15 protein-coding genes and 1 tRNA gene are annotated in these 17,420 nt (G+C 32.2%); 8 read left to right on the plus strand and 8 right to left on the minus strand.

The annotated features are described in order from the left end of the window. Positions 1 to 11 precede the first annotated feature (11 nt). Positions 12 to 1,970, minus strand: coding sequence for a M1 family metallopeptidase (locus V8G56_RS11935; protein ID WP_395438686.1), 1,959 nt, complete (start codon positions 1,968 to 1,970; stop codon positions 12 to 14). 76 nt (positions 1,971 to 2,046) lie between these two features. On the opposite strand from V8G56_RS11935, the gene recG reads away from it, so the two are divergent. Beyond that, positions 2,047 to 4,149, plus strand: a complete 2,103-nt coding sequence (recG, locus tag V8G56_RS11940; RefSeq protein WP_395438687.1) for an ATP-dependent DNA helicase RecG — start codon at positions 2,047 to 2,049, stop codon at positions 4,147 to 4,149. Positions 4,150 to 4,191: 42 nt separating this feature from the next. Here the strand turns inward: recG and V8G56_RS11945 are convergent, their stop codons facing one another. After that, positions 4,192 to 5,112: a DUF6268 family outer membrane beta-barrel protein gene (locus tag V8G56_RS11945; protein WP_395438688.1), complete on the minus strand. Its 921-nt coding sequence runs from the start codon at positions 5,110 to 5,112 to the stop codon at positions 4,192 to 4,194. A gap of 136 nt (positions 5,113 to 5,248) precedes the next feature. Between V8G56_RS11945 and V8G56_RS11950 the strand changes: the two genes are divergently transcribed. After that, positions 5,249 to 5,689, plus strand: coding sequence for a YybH family protein (locus V8G56_RS11950; RefSeq protein ID WP_395438689.1), 441 nt, complete (start codon positions 5,249 to 5,251; stop codon positions 5,687 to 5,689). Positions 5,690 to 5,801: 112 nt separating this feature from the next. On the opposite strand, the gene V8G56_RS11955 is transcribed toward V8G56_RS11950, so the two are convergent. Genes V8G56_RS11955 through V8G56_RS11965 form a run of 3 tightly spaced genes read right to left on the minus strand, consistent with a single transcriptional unit; the run spans position 5,802 to position 7,031 of the window. After that, positions 5,802 to 5,966, minus strand: coding sequence for an Arc family DNA-binding protein (locus V8G56_RS11955; RefSeq protein ID WP_395438690.1), 165 nt, complete (start codon positions 5,964 to 5,966; stop codon positions 5,802 to 5,804). Between the two features lie 33 nt (positions 5,967 to 5,999). Further along, a complete protein-coding gene (locus V8G56_RS11960) occupies positions 6,000 to 6,167 on the minus strand; it encodes a hypothetical protein (protein ID WP_395438691.1) in 168 nt (55 codons plus the stop codon). A gap of 3 nt (positions 6,168 to 6,170) precedes the next feature. Beyond that, positions 6,171 to 7,031 carry an SPFH domain-containing protein gene (locus V8G56_RS11965; protein ID WP_395438692.1) on the minus strand — a complete coding sequence of 287 codons (861 nt, stop codon included), beginning with the start codon at positions 7,029 to 7,031 and terminating at the stop codon, positions 6,171 to 6,173. A 276-nt stretch (positions 7,032 to 7,307) separates the two neighbouring features. On the opposite strand from V8G56_RS11965, the gene V8G56_RS11970 reads away from it, so the two are divergent. Then, positions 7,308 to 8,846 carry a phospholipase D family protein gene (locus V8G56_RS11970; RefSeq protein WP_395438693.1) on the plus strand — a complete coding sequence of 513 codons (1,539 nt, stop codon included), beginning with the start codon at positions 7,308 to 7,310 and terminating at the stop codon, positions 8,844 to 8,846. A gap of 29 nt (positions 8,847 to 8,875) precedes the next feature. On the opposite strand, the gene V8G56_RS11975 is transcribed toward V8G56_RS11970, so the two are convergent. Beyond that, a complete protein-coding gene (locus tag V8G56_RS11975; protein ID WP_395438694.1) occupies positions 8,876 to 10,090 on the minus strand; it encodes a peroxiredoxin family protein in 1,215 nt (404 codons plus the stop codon). A gap of 123 nt (positions 10,091 to 10,213) precedes the next feature. On the opposite strand from V8G56_RS11975, the gene pheT reads away from it, so the two are divergent. Continuing rightward, positions 10,214 to 12,640 (plus strand): phenylalanine--tRNA ligase subunit beta, encoded by a 2,427-nt coding sequence (gene pheT, locus V8G56_RS11980; protein WP_395438695.1) that lies wholly within the window; start codon positions 10,214 to 10,216, stop codon positions 12,638 to 12,640. Positions 12,641 to 12,718: 78 nt separating this feature from the next. Here pheT and V8G56_RS11985 read toward each other — a convergent pair. Both V8G56_RS11985 and bshB1 read right to left on the minus strand, forming a co-directional pair. Continuing rightward, positions 12,719 to 12,794 (minus strand) — tRNA-His (locus V8G56_RS11985). 176 nt (positions 12,795 to 12,970) lie between these two features. Continuing rightward, a complete protein-coding gene (bshB1, locus tag V8G56_RS11990; protein ID WP_395438696.1) occupies positions 12,971 to 13,693 on the minus strand; it encodes a bacillithiol biosynthesis deacetylase BshB1 in 723 nt (240 codons plus the stop codon). 339 nt (positions 13,694 to 14,032) lie between these two features. Here bshB1 and pckA point away from each other — a divergent pair, with 339 nt between their 5' ends. From pckA to V8G56_RS12010, 4 genes are all read left to right on the plus strand, one after another. After that, complete coding sequence (gene pckA / locus V8G56_RS11995) at positions 14,033 to 15,646, plus strand: phosphoenolpyruvate carboxykinase (ATP) (protein ID WP_395438697.1); 1,614 nt, start codon at positions 14,033 to 14,035, stop codon at positions 15,644 to 15,646. Positions 15,647 to 15,840: 194 nt separating this feature from the next. Beyond that, positions 15,841 to 16,209 (plus strand): hypothetical protein, encoded by a 369-nt coding sequence (locus V8G56_RS12000; RefSeq protein WP_395438698.1) that lies wholly within the window; start codon positions 15,841 to 15,843, stop codon positions 16,207 to 16,209. Positions 16,210 to 16,219: 10 nt separating this feature from the next. Beyond that, the gene (locus tag V8G56_RS12005; RefSeq protein ID WP_395438699.1) at positions 16,220 to 16,831 is read left to right on the plus strand and encodes a hypothetical protein; all 612 of its coding nucleotides are present in this window, start codon (positions 16,220 to 16,222) and stop codon (positions 16,829 to 16,831) included. Positions 16,832 to 16,927: 96 nt separating this feature from the next. Continuing rightward, a complete protein-coding gene (locus V8G56_RS12010) occupies positions 16,928 to 17,323 on the plus strand; it encodes a hypothetical protein (RefSeq protein WP_395438700.1) in 396 nt (131 codons plus the stop codon). Positions 17,324 to 17,420 lie beyond the last annotated feature (97 nt).

Raw genomic sequence — 17,420 nt, forward strand, 5'->3', positions numbered from 1 at the left:
TTTCTTATGGTTCAATTATTAATCTGATTTAACATCTCTTTTGCATATTTTGAAAATTGCCAGTTATGATGTTTGGTTGCCTGATTTAAATTGTCCTTGCAAATAGCATCACAAGCTTGTATCATATTTAAATATTGAAAAGCCTTTTGACGCGTTTCAAAATCATAATTGATGTTGGTATAATTCCTTAACTCTTCAAAATATTTCTGATTGTTTTCAAACTCAAATTCAGGCGTATTTAAAGTTAACGCTAACCAAAGCATCCTTACATTTTTATCATTAAACCCCATAACATCTCTGCTTCTTTTCAAATACTCAACTTTGTTTTCTGGAAAATTATTCCACAAATTATATAACGCCATTTCTATTGTAATATACGATTTATCATGCAGAAGAGATTCATACGCCTCCTTTAATTCCATCGGAATCTTAGTTATAAATTTCGCGATTGCTTGTCGCACTTTAAGGTTATTATTAAAGATCTCAATAGTCACTAATTCCGGGACTTGTTCTATGATTTTAATTTTGACTTCGTCAGACATCTCAGAAGTTAAATAATCTTTACACCTTAAGACGTCATCTTCGCAATCCACCAACAGATACTCTTGAATAAATTTAGATTGTTTTAAGCTATTTAAAGCTTCAGTATAGGGAAACTGTTCGTTTTTCAGCCAAAGTTCAGTAAATCCTTTTAAATCTTTACCGCTCGCCTTTTCAACAACCATAATAAAATCTTCTGTTTCAACATTTTTAAATTGATAGGCTTCCAAATAAGCTTTTATAGCCTTTTTAAAATTAACCTCACCCACATATTCCCTTAAGACATGTAAAGCCCAGGCGCCATGTTTATAAAAAGTTAAACTACTCGCTTTTGGATTTAACACACTTGCTCCTTGCTCCGCTTCATCCTGTTGCAATAATTCCTGGACATATTCATATAATTTCCAATAGTAATAATCTTGTCCAAATATCTCCCTTTCTGCCAACAAAGCATAATAAGTCGCAAAACCTTCTTGCAACCAGTGATGGGTTCCAGATTTCTCAGTTACTAAATCTCCAAACCATTGATGCGCCAGTTCATGAGCATTCACATTCACATAATTTTTATCAATAAAGGCAATGGAATCTATTAGAAATCCATCTGAAAAAATAGTAGTACTGGTATTTTCCATGCCGGCATACAAAAAATCCTTTACAGGAACCTGTTTATAATTTTGCCAGGGATACTGTACACCAATTTCTTCTTCCAGAAAATCAAAGATCCGTTTTGTGTAGCGATACGTTGGCTCAACTTTTAAGGAATCTTCAGGATAAAAAAACATTTCAAGAGGAATACTACTTTTAGAATATTCTGTTTTTTTATTGTATCTACCTATGGCTAATGCTACTAAATAGCTGGACATAGGTTGTTTCATATTGTATTGCCAAGTTATTGTTGACTCGTTATTTTCTCTATTAGTTAATTTACCATTGGCAATCACCTCATAATGTTTATCAAAAGTAATGGTTAAATCAAACTCAATTTTATCAGTCATATCATCAATAGAAGGCAACCAGTTACTAGTGTATTTGCCTTGTCCTTGTGTCCAGATCTGCTTATTACCATTTTCATTCTCCCAATCAATAAAATACATGGCTTTTTTAGGATTTGCCTTGTAATTAAATGACAACTGATATGAAGAATCATTTTTAAAATCGTGCTTTAACCATACTTTTTTACCGTCATTTGAAAAAGAAATCGTTTCATTATTTAAAGAAACATTTTTGAACTCCATATTTATGGCGTCAATAAAAATAGAATCTACTGGTTTCAAAATTTTAAACTGATAATTAACCATACCAGTCACTGTAGAAGAGTCTGGAATAAGGCCGATAGTAATTTTCGCTGTTTTAAAATCAACATAATCCGTCTGCTGAGTATAACCACGAAAACCAAAAAGAAGGAATACAATTAATCCAAAATATTTCATGTTATAAATATAGAAAAGCTTAGAGCAATTTAACAATTATAGTGGTTATTAGTGACAAAAGAATTATTTTAGTTTTATGAATACCAATCTTCAAACTCCCATTGATTATTTAAAAGGCGTTGGACCCAATCGGGCAGATTTACTACGCAAGGAATTGGGAATTTTTACTTATCAAGATTTAATTAATCTATTCCCAAACCGGTACATAGACAGGACACATTATTACAAAATAAATCAATTACAACGCAATAACGCTGATGTTCAGATTATTGGCACCATAATAAATCTCCAAGAAGTTGGCGAAGGCCGTTCAAAACGTTTAGTAGCTACATTTAAAGATGAAACCGGCGTCATGGAGTTGGTATGGTTTAGAGGGCATAAATGGATTAGAGAAGGCTTAAAACTTCACAAGCCATATGTGATTTTTGGAAGAACAAACTGGTTTAATGGCAAGTTTAATATGCCGCATCCTGAAATGGAATTTTTTGAAGATCATCAAAAAAATCTTCAATCGGCCATGCAACCAGTGTACCCCTCTACTGAAAAACTTTCAAACAAAGGTATTTCCAATCGTGTGGTTATAAAAATCATGCAGCAGCTATTCGCAGAAACAAAAGGCCAATTTTCAGAAACCCTTTCAGCAGAGCTTCTCTCAGAACTCAAATTACTTTCAAAAAGTGAAGCTGTTTTTAATGTTCATTTTCCACAAAATCAAGAACGATTAGCCCGTGCACAATTCCGTTTAAAATTTGAAGAATTATTTTATATTCAACTGCAATTAATCATCAAAAACCTACTACATAAATCTAAAATAAAAGGATATCCTTTTACAAAAGTCGGCAAGCTTTTTAACGACTTTTTTAATCATCATTTACCCTTTGAATTGACCAATGCACAGAAACGTGTACTCAAAGAAATTAGAGCTGATATAGGTAGTAATGCACAGATGAATCGATTATTACAAGGTGATGTAGGTTCCGGAAAGACCATAGTAGCCTTCATGTCAATGTTAATAGCAATTGACAACGGTTTTCAGGCTTGTTTAATGGCTCCGACTGAAATTTTGTCAGTACAACACTATAACGGATTAAGTGAACTATGTAAAAACTTGAATATCAGTGTTAAAATACTCACTGGTTCAAGTAAAACTTTAGAAAGAAGGAAAATTCACGAATCTTTAGAAAATGGCGAATTAGACATTTTAATTGGTACCCATGCCTTACTTGAAAATAAGGTGAAATTTAAAAATTTAGGGCTTGCCATCATTGATGAGCAGCACCGATTTGGAGTTGCACAACGCAGTAAATTATGGCACAAAAACACATCACCTCCACATGTTTTAGTGATGACCGCCACCCCTATTCCGCGCACCTTAGCCATGTCCGTTTATGGTGATTTAGACATCTCTATAATTGATGAATTACCTCCGGGAAGAAAGTCAATTAAAACGGTTCACAGGTATGACAAAAACCGTTTACAGGTATTTAAGTTTATTAGAGATGAAATTAAAAAGGGACGGCAAATTTATATAGTCTATCCATTAATTCAGGAAAGTGAAACAATGGATTACAAAGACTTAATGGATGGCTATGAAAGCATAGTCAGAGACTTTCCATTACCAAATTATCAAATATCAATTGTGCACGGCAAAATGAAACCGGCAGATAAGGATTTTGAAATGCAACGTTTTATCAAAGGGGAAACACAAATAATGGTAGCTACTACAGTGATTGAGGTTGGTGTGAATGTACCAAATGCCTCTGTTATGATCATTGAAAGTGCTGAGCGCTTTGGTCTTTCACAATTACACCAATTACGCGGACGTGTTGGAAGAGGTGCAGAACAAAGCTACTGCATATTAATGACCAGCCACAAATTGAGTGATGATAGTAAAACCAGATTAGAAACAATGGTAAAAACGAATGATGGTTTTGAAATTGCTGAAGTTGATTTAAAATTACGTGGTCCGGGTGATTTAATGGGAACCCAGCAAAGTGGTGTTTTAAATTTGAAAATTGCTGATATTGTAAAAGATAAAGATATTTTACAGTTGGCAAGATACTATGCTAAAAATATTTTATCAACTGACCCTTCTTTAAAACAACCTAAAAACAAAGCCATTATGGAGACCTACAAACAGTTAGGTAAATACAAGAATATCTGGAATTACATTAGTTAATAAAACTCACTTTTCAAACTCGAGACTTTAAAAATAACTTGATTATTGAGTCTTTTTTATTGAATTTATATTAAATCTGTAGATAGCTTCAAATTTCAAGAAAACCCCACCCTTTATACCTGGATTAAGTTGGGTACGATCATCGCCAAAAGTAAAAGCTGTCAACCCTAAATCATATTTATCTCCCTTAGCGTAAACTTCGTAATTATTACTTGAGTAACCGCATTTAGCGCGCAAAAGAACAGTTTTTTCAAAGGCATTATATTGTAAATAGGTAGCAAACTCCAAAGAACTTAAATCGACATATTCGTTTGAATTGTCCTGATTGATATTAAAACCACGGCCTATTCCAAAATAATCAAATCCATAAGTCAAAGCGCCTTTAGTATAATTTATTTCCGCTGAAATAGGAAGAGACATGTCCATTTCAAACTTATTATTTGGACTCAAATAATACCAGCCTATAATAGGGGTCGTAAAAAACCCAAATGCTTCCTCTGAACCATAGACTCCAAAGCGATAGATCAGGTTTGATTTTTTCTGAAGTTTTAAAATAGCAAAACCTCCCATAAAGAAGTCTTTTTTAGTGATTTTTTTGTAGTCAGAGGCTACTTTAGGAAGCAAAACTATAGTAGAACTCCATTTATCATTAAATTTAGAACTAAGACCCATTTTTAAAGTAGTACTGTATAATTTATTGAAAGGGCTATCATAAATATCGGTACTGGGATATAATTGTACTTCGTTTTCAATAAAAATAAGACCTGTGACCAAAACATTATTTTTATTCAGAATTACTGGATATGTAAAATCCAGATCAAAAGAAGTTACATGAGTACTCGCATCACTTCCTTCAAAATTATTATTAAAGGTTTGTCCGTAACCAATTTTTAAAAGATCCACATAATCCTGAGAATAACTAAATAATGGAAGAAATATCAGAATTAAATATTTTTTTTTCAAAGTTCTAATCTAGTTTAATAGATTCGCCTAGAGTCAACTCAAAAAAAAGAGGTAAATTTAGTCTAATCATAGATGATTTATAAAGCCAATATAGTTATTTTATGCAATAAATATTAAATAAATTAAGCCTTGCACCATGATAAGAAACCTAATACCATTTGCTTGTTTATTTCTAGTCATATATTCATGCAGTACTAAAGAAAAAACAGCATCTCCAGATCTTATAAAACAACAAATTATTGATACGGAAAACAACTTTGTTAAAGCATTACAGGAAAATGGTCTGCATGACGCTTTTGTTGCTTTTGCAGATGAAAATGCTGTTCTTATAAGAGAGACACAGTTAATAAAAGGAAAAAAAGCGATCGATGCCCATTATAAAAACCAACATACTAAAGGATTAACCTGGAAAGTTGATTTTGTTGAAATTTCAAAATCAGGAGATTTAGGCTATACTTATGGCGAATATATCTATAGTTATCAAGACTCCATAGGAAATCAACTAAAAGAAACTGGTGTTTTTAATACAATTTGGAAACTTCAAAAAGATGGCACCTGGAAATATGTAAAAGATTAGCCTTTATATTTAAAATGATTCTTTAATCTTTTTAAATCTGACGGTTTTTAATTCATTAAAGTACCACCGTATTAAACTAAAAAAGCGACTTTCTTAAGTCGCTTTTTTAGAGTTATTCAACCTTTTTCTTGGGCAATCTTTTGGCTTGTTTCAAATATTGCATCAACATCCACTCAATCTGTCCATTAGTGCTTCTAAATTCATCTGCCGCCCATTTCTCTACTGCTTTTAGCATATCTTCATCTATCCGTAATGCAAATGCTTTCTTTTTTGACATAAATACTTTCTTTATACTGTGCTTTGAAAAGGTTTATCTATATTTTTCTCTCTCAAAAACTACATTCATAATTCCGTTCTGATTTGTATTTATAGTATGTAGCGTCCAGCCTTCTTTCGCAATCAAATTCAGAAATTCTTCTAACTTTTTTGATCTATCTTTCCAGCCTAACTGCGGTTTTTCAACTCTATATTCTTTCATGATCTATTGATTTAATGTCCCTGTATTCAATACTGGAGAAGCATCTTTGTCACCACAAAGAATCACCATTAAATTGCTAACCATAGCAGCTTTCCGTTCGTCATCAAGATCGACAATGTTTTTCTTGCCAAGTTCATTTAAAGCCATTTCAACCATACTTACGGCTCCTTCAACAATTTTATGTCTTGCTGCTACTATGGCCGTGGCTTGTTGACGTTTTAACATGGCATTCGCAATTTCCTGAGCGTAGGCTAAATACCCTATCCTTGCTTCTAAAACTTCAATGCCAGCGATACTTAAACGCTCATCAATTTCTTTTTCAAGAGCCTCACTTACTTCATTGACACTGGAGCGTAGTGTAATGTCTTCAGTATGTCCTTCATCAGCAAAATTATCATAAGGATACATGCTCGCTAACTTTCTAACCGCTGCGTCTGTTTGTACTCTAACAAAATTTTCATAATTATCGACATCAAAAGCTGCTTTGTAGGTGTTTTGAACACGCCAAACCAGAATAGTACTTATCATGATTGGGTTACCCAGTTTATCATTCACCTTTAATCGCTCAGAGTCAAAATTACTTGCTCTTAAGGATATTCCCTTTTTTGTATAAAAAGGATTTACCCAGTAAAATCCGTTCTTCTTCACCGTTCCAACATACTTTCCAAATAAAAGAAGTACGCGAGATCCATTGGGCTGAACCATAATAAATCCGAACATCGTCACAATGGCTAGAAATACAGATATTCCAAACCATGGGTTTTGTAAAACAACAATAGCAGTAATTCCTCCTAAAAATAATATTATAAATACTAATAACATTAAGTATCCACTTGTAGGCACTATAATTTTTTCTTCTTTCATGATATATAATTTAAAATGATATTATTTTGATATCATAAATTTATAAAGTAAAATTATAATTTCCAAGTTTTTAAATAGATATTTTAAGGAATCCCCTTATTTGAATAAATCAATATTTAATTAAAATCGAAAAAAGTCCATGTGATTTCAAAAATAATTTATAACACATACTTAAAAATTAATGATATATTTAGCTTGTAAAAAACATTACAAACTTGCTTATTGCAAAAAAAGCAGAACAACACTTACTGCACAATCATCAAAAACATACAGCATATGAAATCTATTTGGAAGCTAAAATATTATTATCTAGTAGCCTTTCTAACTTTAACATCATGTTCAAAAAAGAAAGAGACTGCTGTTGTTACAGACTTTTGCTCGCAAATACATAGAAATAACGAATTGACTCTATCCAAAGAACTTGAAGAGGTGGCGCCTTTAATGAAAAATAAAACTGGCGTTTATGTTCTTGAAGATGGCAGTGGGTCCATGGTGGCGAGAGCGTGGCTTAGTGAATATGCTGAAAAATCAATTGATATACAATATTTTATTTTTTCAACAGATAATGTTGGACTAATAGCCTGTGATTATTTGATAAGAGCAGCTGACAGAGGCGTTCAAGTAAGAATTATTGTTGATGATATTATGGTGGACGCTGATATTGAAGATTTATTAACCTTTAGTTCTCACAAAAACATTACTGTTAAAATATATAACCCTGGCGTTAATTTAGGTAAGAACATCTTTAGTAAAATTGGAAAATTTGTCACTGATTTCAGATCTGCCAATCAACGGATGCACAATAAAACATTCATAGTTGATAATAAAGTGGTTATCACAGGAGGTAGAAACATTGCAGATGAGTATTTTGATTATGATCACGAATATAATTTTAGAGATAGAGATATTTTATTATTAGGCAAAACAACAGAAAAAGTTAATACCTCCTTTAACGAATTCTGGAATAGCGATTTATGCAAAAACGTAGATGACCTCTTGGAAGCTGACCCCAATATTACTTATCCCGAAAACAGATTTGACAATCTTCATGAATATGCCTGTAATCCAGATAATTTTTGGCCACAAGTAAGAAACAGAATTAAAAATTTACCAGCTACATTCAAGGCTATTAATAATTCTGGTGATTTGGTTTGGCTTGATGATGTTGAATTTATTTCGGACTTGCCTGGAAAAAATGACGGAAAAAGTGGCTTGGAAGGTGGCGGTATCACTACGAGTGCCTTAATTGATCTAGTAAAAAATGCTAAATCAACTATTGATATTCAAACACCCTATTTAATTACTACCGAACTAAGCAGAGACTTATTTAAAGACGCCGTGATTCGTGGCGTAAAAATTAGAATTCTTACGAATAGTTTATCATCAACAGATAACCTTGAGGCTTTTAGTAGTTATCAATCAGATAGAGAAAAATTACTAAATACAGGTATAAGAATTTTTGAGTTTCGGCCAGATGCAGAAGAACAATCTAAAATGTTAACTGGAGAACTAGAAGATAGTTTGATTCACAAACCCATATTTGGGCTTCATGCAAAATCAATGGTTATTGATAATGAAATAACAGTCATAGGCACCTTTAATCTTGACCCAAGAAGCGCCAATTTAAATACAGAATGCATCGTTATTGTTCATTCTGATAAAATATCACAAGGGGTTTCAAAAGGCATGGAAATTGAGTTTAAACCTGAAAATTCATGGGAAACCACATTCAAAAGCAATCCAGATTATAAAGTGGATAGTTATAAACGAATTAAAACCTGGACACGAAAAATAATCCCAAAGGAAATTTTATAAGTAATTCAGTCTAGTTATAAGTTATTTGGTTATTCATTTAACAAATCATTTATAAATGATTCAAACTCCCCTTTAAACTGAATATATTTATCTCCTGTTGCAGGACCATTAAAACCTGTATGTATTTTTCGTACTTTTCCTGCTTTGTCAATATAAATAGTGGTAGGATATGATAAAATATGGTCAAGCATTGGTAATTTTTCCTGTGCTTCTGTTTTACTTGAACTACCATATTGGGCTAACAAAACAGGATACTCTATACCTACATTTTCCTTTAATCGCACAATATTTTTAAAAGCAGCTTCGGGTGTTTTTGCATATTCAAAAGCTAAAGCGATGAATTCAACCTCTTTATTGTGGCTATTTTTATAATATTCTGAATAAAACTTACTCTCATCCAAACAATTGGGACACCAGGTTCCCATAATTTGTATCACAACCACTTTATTTTTAAAACGAGTATCATCTAAGGACATCATTTTTCCCGAAACATCAGGAAATGAGAAAGAAACCTTGTTATAGCCTTCTTTTAAAAAAGTTAACTGATCTTCATCCGGCAATTCAAAATATTCATTACGCCTCGCAATAAAAGGTTCTTTATAATGATTACCTGAATAAAAAACACCTTCCATAGTACTATCAGTTACTTTTGCTGTAAACAAAAAGGCATGTGAACCATCAAAAGTTGAGAGTTTAAGTTGATCTCCTTCCATAACACCTTCAAGATATCTATAATCCCCTGTGGTGGTTCTAAAAGTTCCGGAAACCTTATTAGCTACTTGATTGAATATCCCTTTAGCAATATAGGTGTCTTCTTTAGTCTTTGGACTAAACACGGTTTCCCAATTTCCGGTTATATTGCTATTGTATTCAGGATTAGCAACTTCAAAACGAATAGTGTTATTGGATTCAGCTTCAAAAGGCACTACTCTACTTAAAGTTTCATTTTTAAAATATCCTTTTAAATCACCTCCATTTGAAATTTTAGCAACGATATAACCTTCAAAAACAGGCATTTTAATATAAACTGAGTCATTAGCGTAATTAATATCATTTACCGAAATTACTTCATCTGCATTATAAATTTTTAAAGACTTAGCAGTTATCACTTCAAAATTAAAAGGCAAATCCAACGAATCATTGATCATTAAAGTAGCTCTATAGGCACCGGTTTTCAATTCTTTTGGTTCTTGAATACAAGAAACCATCATAATTAGCAATACAATAAGGAGACGTTTTATCATAAGAAACTGGCTTTAAAGCATAATTAATCGAAATATATCTAAAAAACTTACAAATAAAAATAATTTAGCATTTCTATTACTATTCAGTATTATTATCTTTGTCACCTTATTTAAGGATAAAACATGAAGATTTCATATAATTGGTTAAAACAATTCATCAAAATAGATTGGACACCAGAACAAACGGCTGAATTACTGACTGATTTAGGTCTTGAGGTGGAAGGTATTGAAACTTACCAATCTGTTAAAGGAGGTTTAGAAGGTGTTGTCATAGGAAAAGTTTTGACATGTGTTAAACATCCAAATGCCGATAAATTAAAAATAACCACTGTTGATATAGGTGAAGAAAGCCCGTTACAAATTGTTTGTGGTGCTCCTAATGTAGCTGCAGGGCAAAAAGTACCTGTTGCCACTATTGGAACTACTCTATATTCTCCTGATGGGGAAGCCTGGACCATTAAGAAAGGAAATATTCGCGGAGAAGAAAGCCATGGTATGATTTGCGCTGAAGATGAACTTGGTTTAGGAGCGTCTCATGATGGTATTATGATTTTAGATGATAGCCTTGCTGTGGGTACTTTAGCTTCCACTGTTTTTGAGGTTGAAAACGATCAGGTCTTTGAAATTGGCCTAACTCCAAACAGAGCTGATGCTATGAGTCATTTGGGAACTGCCAGAGATTTAAAAGCAGGATTACTTCAAAAAGAAATTAGCTTAGAACTTATTACACCATCTCTTAGTGCCTTTCATACAGATAATAGATTACTAAAAATTGATGTCGCCGTTAAAAATAAAGATTTAGCCCCTCGCTATTGCGGCGTTACTATTTCTGGAATTAAAGTAGAAAGTTCTCCTGCATGGTTGCAGCATAGACTAAAAGCTATTGGTTTATCACCCATAAACAATATTGTAGACATTACTAATTACGTTTTACATGATTTAGGGCAGCCACTACATGCTTTTGATGCAGTTAAAATTAAAGGCAACAAAATTGAAGTTAAAACTTTAAATGAAGGTACAAAATTCATGACCCTTGATGGTGTTGAAAGAACCTTATCTCAAGAAGACTTAATGATTTGTGATGCTGAAAAACCCATGTGTATTGCTGGCGTTTTTGGTGGCTTGCATTCAGGTGTTTCAGAATCAACTACAAGTATCTTTTTAGAAAGTGCTTATTTCAATCCAGTAAGTATTAGAAAATCAGCAAAACGCCATGGTTTAAATACAGATGCTTCTTTTAGGTTTGAGCGCGGAATTGATCCAAATATTACAGAACTGGCTTTAAAACGTGCAGCGCTTTTAATTCAAGACATTGCCGGTGGTGAAATTTCTAGTGATATCGTAGATATATATCCTAACAAAATAGAAGACTTCCAGGTTCGATTAAGTTTTGAAAATGCTAAAAAACTCATTGGGGAAGAAATACCTAAGGATATTATTAAACGTATATTAACCTCTTTGGAAATTAAAGTCAACAATGTTACTGAAACAGGATTGGGTTTAACCGTTCCTGCATACAGAAATGATGTTCAAAGAGAAGCCGATATTATTGAAGAAATTTTAAGAGTATACGGCTATAATAATATCACCATTACTGAAAAATTAAATGCCTCTATTTCAAGTTCTTCAAAATTTGAAGATCACAAGATTCAAAACGTCGTTGGTAACCAACTGGTTTCTCAAGGTTTTTTTGAAATTTTGGCCAATTCTTTAACAACTCCTGCCTATACTAAATTAAGTTCACAGTTAAAAGAAGAAGATAATGTCACCATTTTAAATCCTTTAAGTAATGATTTATCGGTATTAAGACAATCATTACTATTTTCCGGTTTAGAAGCTGTTTCATACAACTTAAACAGAAAAAGACTGGATTTAAAGTTATTTGAATTTGGCAAATCCTACCACGATTTTAATGGAAAAAGAGAAGAGCAAAAACATCTAACCTTATTTTCTACAGGCAACCAAAATAACGATACGTGGCTATATCCAAACAAAAGAAGTGATTTCTTCTTTATGAAAGGCACTATTTTGGCTATATTAGAACGCTTAGGGATTACAAGAACTCAAGAATCACCAATAAGTAATGATCTGTTTAGTGAAGGTTTAGAATTAGGTTTAGGCAAATTGAAACTAGTTGAATTTGGCTTAATTAAGAAACCAATCTTAAAGCATTTTGATATCTCTCAGGAAATTATTTATGCAGATTTTAATTGGGATGCTATTCTGGAAATGGTTAAACGCAATAAAATTTCATTTAAGGCCATTCCAAAATATCCTGAAGTTCGTCGTGATTTTGCCTTATTGTTAAACGACAATATTAACTTTAAAGATATTCATGCAATTGCCAATAAAACGGAACGACAACTCTTAAAAAAAGTGAGTTTATTTGATGTATATCAAGGAAAAAATTTACCACAAGGCAAAAAAAGTTATGCGGTAAGCTTTACTTTGCAGGATGAACACAAAACCTTAACAGATAAGCAGATAGACAAAATAATGTCTTCACTCCAAGGTAACTTTGAAAAGGAACTAGGCGCTGAGTTAAGGTAAAATAGCCTTTGAAAAAGTTGTTATTAAAATTATAAATACAAAAAAAGCCTTTCAAATAATTGAAAGGCTTTACTTTTTGGGTGGAAGACCGGATTCGAACCGGCGACCCTTGGTACCACAAACCAATGCTCTAACCAACTGAGCTACAACCACCATGTAACTTGCATTTTCTAATGCGTGTGCAAATGTAACTGATTTCAGTTTTTCTGCAAAGATTTTTATTAATATTTTAAAAGGAAATTTTAATAATTTACCAGAGGTTCCATAAAACCAAAGGACCAGTTCAAAGAATTGCCTATTAACTTACTTATAAACAAGTATTAAGTAATATTATTTTAAATCAAACAAACTGTCAACCGCTATATTTCTATCAACCGTAAAACCTTCACCATATGCAGTTCCAATTAAACGTCCCATATCAATGGCTCTGTTTTTAATATTATCAGTAAAATTTTTTGTTGAAATAGGAGTCATTGGTTCCTTACTATTCTCATCATAAAATTGCGTTTTATAAGCTAATACAGCCTCCATTTTTAAATCCATATAGCCAGAAACATCTACAATAACATCAGGCTCTAAGTTTTTCCATTGTATATAATGATAAATTTGTTTTGGTCGCCAAGGTTCCTGCCACGCTTCTTCATCCTCAGTTTTTGTGTCAATTTTCAATAATCCACTTAAAAAACAAGCATCGCTAACTAATTGACTTCCTTTGGCATGATCAATATGCCGGTCCTCTTTTGCATTACAAATTACTACCTCTGGCCGGTACTTTCGAATCATTTTAATAAGTTCTATTTGATGATACTTATCATTGACAAAAAAGCCGTCCGCGAATTCCATATTGGTTCTCATAGAAACACCTAAAATTTCTGCTGCATGTTGAGCCTCTTCAAATCTTGTTTTTTCAGTGCCACGAGTCCCTAATTCACCTTGCGTTAAATCAATAATTCCTACTTTTTTACCATTGGCAATTTCTTTAGCTAAAGTAGCAGCACATCCCAACTCAACATCATCTGGATGTGAACCAAAGGCAAGAATATCTAATTTCATATATTTTATTTTAAACCTAAATAAAGTTCATTACAAAATTCAATTATTTTTATTAAAACTTCCAACTTATTTATTCTTTTTTTAAGGAAAAACGGAACATTTAATAATGTTTCTTGTTAATGTAAACATGATTATTAATAAATCGACATATCTATTACGTTTTGGTTAGTAAAAATTTGATATTATTATCAATGAGAATGAAAAGTATGTAAAAATGTCGTATTTATTCATTTTATGACTTTTGTCATAAATAATGGTCGTGATGCTCAGTAATTTTATACCACAATGAAAAACAAAAAATTGCAAGAGCCATTTAAATAAATTTAAAACTTAAAAGACATGAAAGAATCAACCCTCTTGAAAAAGTATGGTTTAAAAGATGTTAGTGCACATTGGAATTTATCACCTGAAGAACTTCAACGAATTACCGTTGCAAAAAATATGGGTAAAGAAACTTCCAACGGTACACTCGCTATCAATACCGGAAAATTCACAGGCAGATCTCCACAAGACCGTTTTATAGTGAAGGATAATTACACTGCAGATAAAGTATGGTGGGGAAAGGTAAACAAACCTGTGTCTTCTGAAAATTTTGATAAACTACAAAAGGAAGTTATAAGTTACCTTTCTGGAAAAGAACTTTACGTAAGAGATGGTTATGTTTGTGCTGATCCAAGATATAAAACGAATATAAGAACCATTACAGAATTCCCCTGGTCTAATTTATTTGTTTTCAACATGTTTTTAAGACCTGACAAGGCAGAATTAGAGAACTTTAATGAAGAATGGTTAGTACTTTGTGCTCCAGGTTATGTGGCTCAAAACCCAAGTGAATACGGTATTCGTCAAGGCAATTTTTCAATCATCAACTTTACTAAAAAAATAGCCTTAGTTGGTGGGTCTGCTTATACAGGCGAAATAAAAAAAGGTATTTTTTCTGCTTTAAATATGATCTTACCCGTTGAAAAAAATGTGTTACCAATGCATTGCTCTGCTAATGTCGGTGAAGATGGAGATACTGCTATTTTCTTTGGGTTATCAGGAACTGGGAAAACAACGCTTTCAGCAGATCCAAACAGAAAACTTATTGGTGATGATGAACATGGCTGGACCGCCGATAACACTATTTTTAACTTTGAAGGTGGCTGTTATGCAAAAGTTATAGATTTAACAGAAGAAAAAGAACCAGATATTTTTAGAGCTATTAAACCAGGTGCTTTACTTGAAAATATAGTTTTTAAAGACAATGGTGAAGTAGATTATTTAGATAGCAGAATTACACAAAACACCCGTGTAAGTTATCCGATTTATCATATTGATAACATTCAAGAACCTTCATTTGCAAAGAATCCAAAAAACATCTTCTTTTTAACTTGTGATGCTTTTGGTGTATTGCCTCCTGTTTCAAAACTGACTCCTGGACAAGCTGCGTATCATTTTATATCCGGATATACTGCAAAAGTGGCCGGAACTGAGGCTGGAATTACCGAACCGGTTCCTTCTTTCTCTGCTTGTTTTGGTGAACCATTTATGCCTTTGCATCCGGCAAAATATGCTGAAATGTTAAGTGCAAAAATGCAGGAAGCCGGTGTTAATGTATGGTTAATCAATACGGGCTGGAGCGCCGGACCTTATGGTGTAGGGGCCAGAATTAAATTAAAGTATACCAGAGCTATGATTACCGCTATCTTAAAAGGACAGCTCAATGAAGTGGATTATGAACAACACCCAATATTTGGTTTCTTTATGCCTAAATATTGTCCTAATGTCCCCACTGAAATTTTAGATCCAATGAATACCTGGTTACAAAAAGGCGCTTATATTGGTAAGGCTATTCAATTAGCACATTCTTTCCACATTAACTTTGAAAAATACGCTAATGAAGCTTCACAACAAATCATGGAAGGTGGCCCGCTAATTGACCAGCACCATCATTTAGAAGAGCATATTTAATTGAATATGAATACTAAGTAAAAAAGGAGCCTGAACAGGCTCCTTTTTTTATTCGCCGACGCCAAAAGCCCTTATTCTTAGGGTCATAATCATTATTTTTTGGAGTGTTTGACCACCCATTGTCATTGTTTGTCGAAATTTATTGTATTCAAATTAATTATAAGCTTGATTTAATAACATTAAACACACATAAAATGACACGTTTAACTCTTCTCCTATTTGTAATTATCGTTTTAGGCTGTAAACCTAATGATGAAAAAAGTGACCTAATTCTTGGAACTTGGGACTGTATTTCTGTTTTTGATTTTGAAACTCAGGAAATATCACAAGCTCCAAGCGGAGAAAAGTTCATCGCTGAATTTAAATCAGATTCACTTTACTTAAGAAGTATTGATAATAATACTGAGTATGATGCAGAAATATATGCCTGGCAGATTAAAGAAGACTCTTTGTTTTTAGATGAATTAGGCTCCATTTATATAAAAGAATTATCCAAGAATAATCTTATAGTTGAACATGAGCTTTTTGGGAAACAACGCTTAACGTTTATAAAAATAAAATAATTATAAAACCATGAATATTGCTGATTTCAATAGGGTAATCATTTATTTTGTGATATTAAGTTTCACTTTAGGTTGCGGCTCTTTTCCTAGAAGAACAGTACCCAAGTACGACCTTAATAAAAACAACATTAATGCTTTAAATGGAAAATATACTATTAAAGCTATTTATTCTGGACCGACAAAAGACACAACTTCTGCTTGGAATTTCTCAGATTCAGATTTAGAAATTTATCCAACTTTTTTTGATGAACTTAACAATAGCCTTTTTGTAAAAAGCATAAAAAAAGATACCACTAAGATTTATACTTTTTTCTTAAAAATTTTAAGTACAAAAAAAATGGAATTTAATTATTTTGAAGATGATAGTATTATCAAACAAAATACGATAAAGTATAGATTAAAAGATGATGGTTATGTCTACTTAAAATACAAGAATTTCAAAATAATAGGTATTCCATATGTATTTGGAGGTTTCAACACAAAAAGAAACCGTATTACCTTAAATAAAGACACCAATTTACTTTTTGAAACTTCAGAATTTAAAAGCGGAGGTTTGTTCTTACTTATGATTAATCCCTATTCTAAGATGAAATATGAAAAAATATATCAACGCATAGAATAATTTTTATGTTTAAGCTACAGTATATAAAAATTTTAAGAAACTTATTTACTTTTCTTTGACATCTACTTGTTGATTGTAAATAATTAAATTTATATCATGAAAGCAACTTTACTATTTATATTAATTATTTTATTCATGGCATGCGCATCGCCCAATGGTGAAATAGAAATTCCTATTCTTGTATTTAATAAAAGCATAAATAAATTATCCCCTAATGTGGCATCACATAAAGATAAAGACGTTGAAATATTAAGTAGTGATTTTGAAAATGGAAGCAGAATAGTCTATTCATGTATCATTTATAGAATGGACAATGGCGTATTAAAAGGTTATCAGGCTCATATAAGTTTTTTAAACAATTATAATAAAGCAAAGTATGAATGGGTTAATGATTCTACTGTGACCGTTAGTTTTAATAACAAATTTAGTATTTCAGAAAAACATACCATAATGGGATATGGAAGCACAACTTTGTTACATTGGGATGATTAAGAAATACTTTGTTTCTTAATGATGTAGTTACTATGTGCCTGAATAAAAGAAACGTTTTATGTCTATTTTAATTACATTATATACAAAACCATTCAGG

This window comes from Gaetbulibacter aquiaggeris, assembly GCF_044003965.1.
Lineage (GTDB): Bacteria > Bacteroidota > Bacteroidia > Flavobacteriales > Flavobacteriaceae > Yeosuana > Yeosuana aquiaggeris.

Excerpts from the sequence above, each read along its gene's own strand:
- pheT (WP_395438695.1), top strand. The coding sequence starts at position 10,214 with ATGAAGATTTCATATAATTGGTTAAAACAATTCATCAAAATAGATTGG.
- V8G56_RS11965 (WP_395438692.1), bottom strand. The coding sequence starts at position 7,031 with ATGAAAGAAGAAAAAATTATAGTGCCTACAAGTGGATACTTAATGTTA.
- recG (WP_395438687.1), top strand. The coding sequence starts at position 2,047 with ATGAATACCAATCTTCAAACTCCCATTGATTATTTAAAAGGCGTTGGA.
- V8G56_RS11970 (WP_395438693.1), top strand. The coding sequence starts at position 7,308 with ATGAAATCTATTTGGAAGCTAAAATATTATTATCTAGTAGCCTTTCTA.
- V8G56_RS11955 (WP_395438690.1), bottom strand. The coding sequence starts at position 5,966 with ATGTCAAAAAAGAAAGCATTTGCATTACGGATAGATGAAGATATGCTA.
- V8G56_RS11935 (WP_395438686.1), bottom strand. The coding sequence starts at position 1,970 with ATGAAATATTTTGGATTAATTGTATTCCTTCTTTTTGGTTTTCGTGGT.
- V8G56_RS11950 (WP_395438689.1), top strand. The coding sequence starts at position 5,249 with ATGATAAGAAACCTAATACCATTTGCTTGTTTATTTCTAGTCATATAT.
- V8G56_RS12005 (WP_395438699.1), top strand. The coding sequence starts at position 16,220 with ATGAATATTGCTGATTTCAATAGGGTAATCATTTATTTTGTGATATTA.
- pckA (WP_395438697.1), top strand. The coding sequence starts at position 14,033 with ATGAAAGAATCAACCCTCTTGAAAAAGTATGGTTTAAAAGATGTTAGT.
- V8G56_RS11960 (WP_395438691.1), bottom strand. The coding sequence starts at position 6,167 with ATGAAAGAATATAGAGTTGAAAAACCGCAGTTAGGCTGGAAAGATAGA.
- V8G56_RS12000 (WP_395438698.1), top strand. The coding sequence starts at position 15,841 with ATGACACGTTTAACTCTTCTCCTATTTGTAATTATCGTTTTAGGCTGT.
- bshB1 (WP_395438696.1), bottom strand. The coding sequence starts at position 13,693 with ATGAAATTAGATATTCTTGCCTTTGGTTCACATCCAGATGATGTTGAG.
- V8G56_RS12010 (WP_395438700.1), top strand. The coding sequence starts at position 16,928 with ATGAAAGCAACTTTACTATTTATATTAATTATTTTATTCATGGCATGC.
- V8G56_RS11975 (WP_395438694.1), bottom strand. The coding sequence starts at position 10,090 with ATGATAAAACGTCTCCTTATTGTATTGCTAATTATGATGGTTTCTTGT.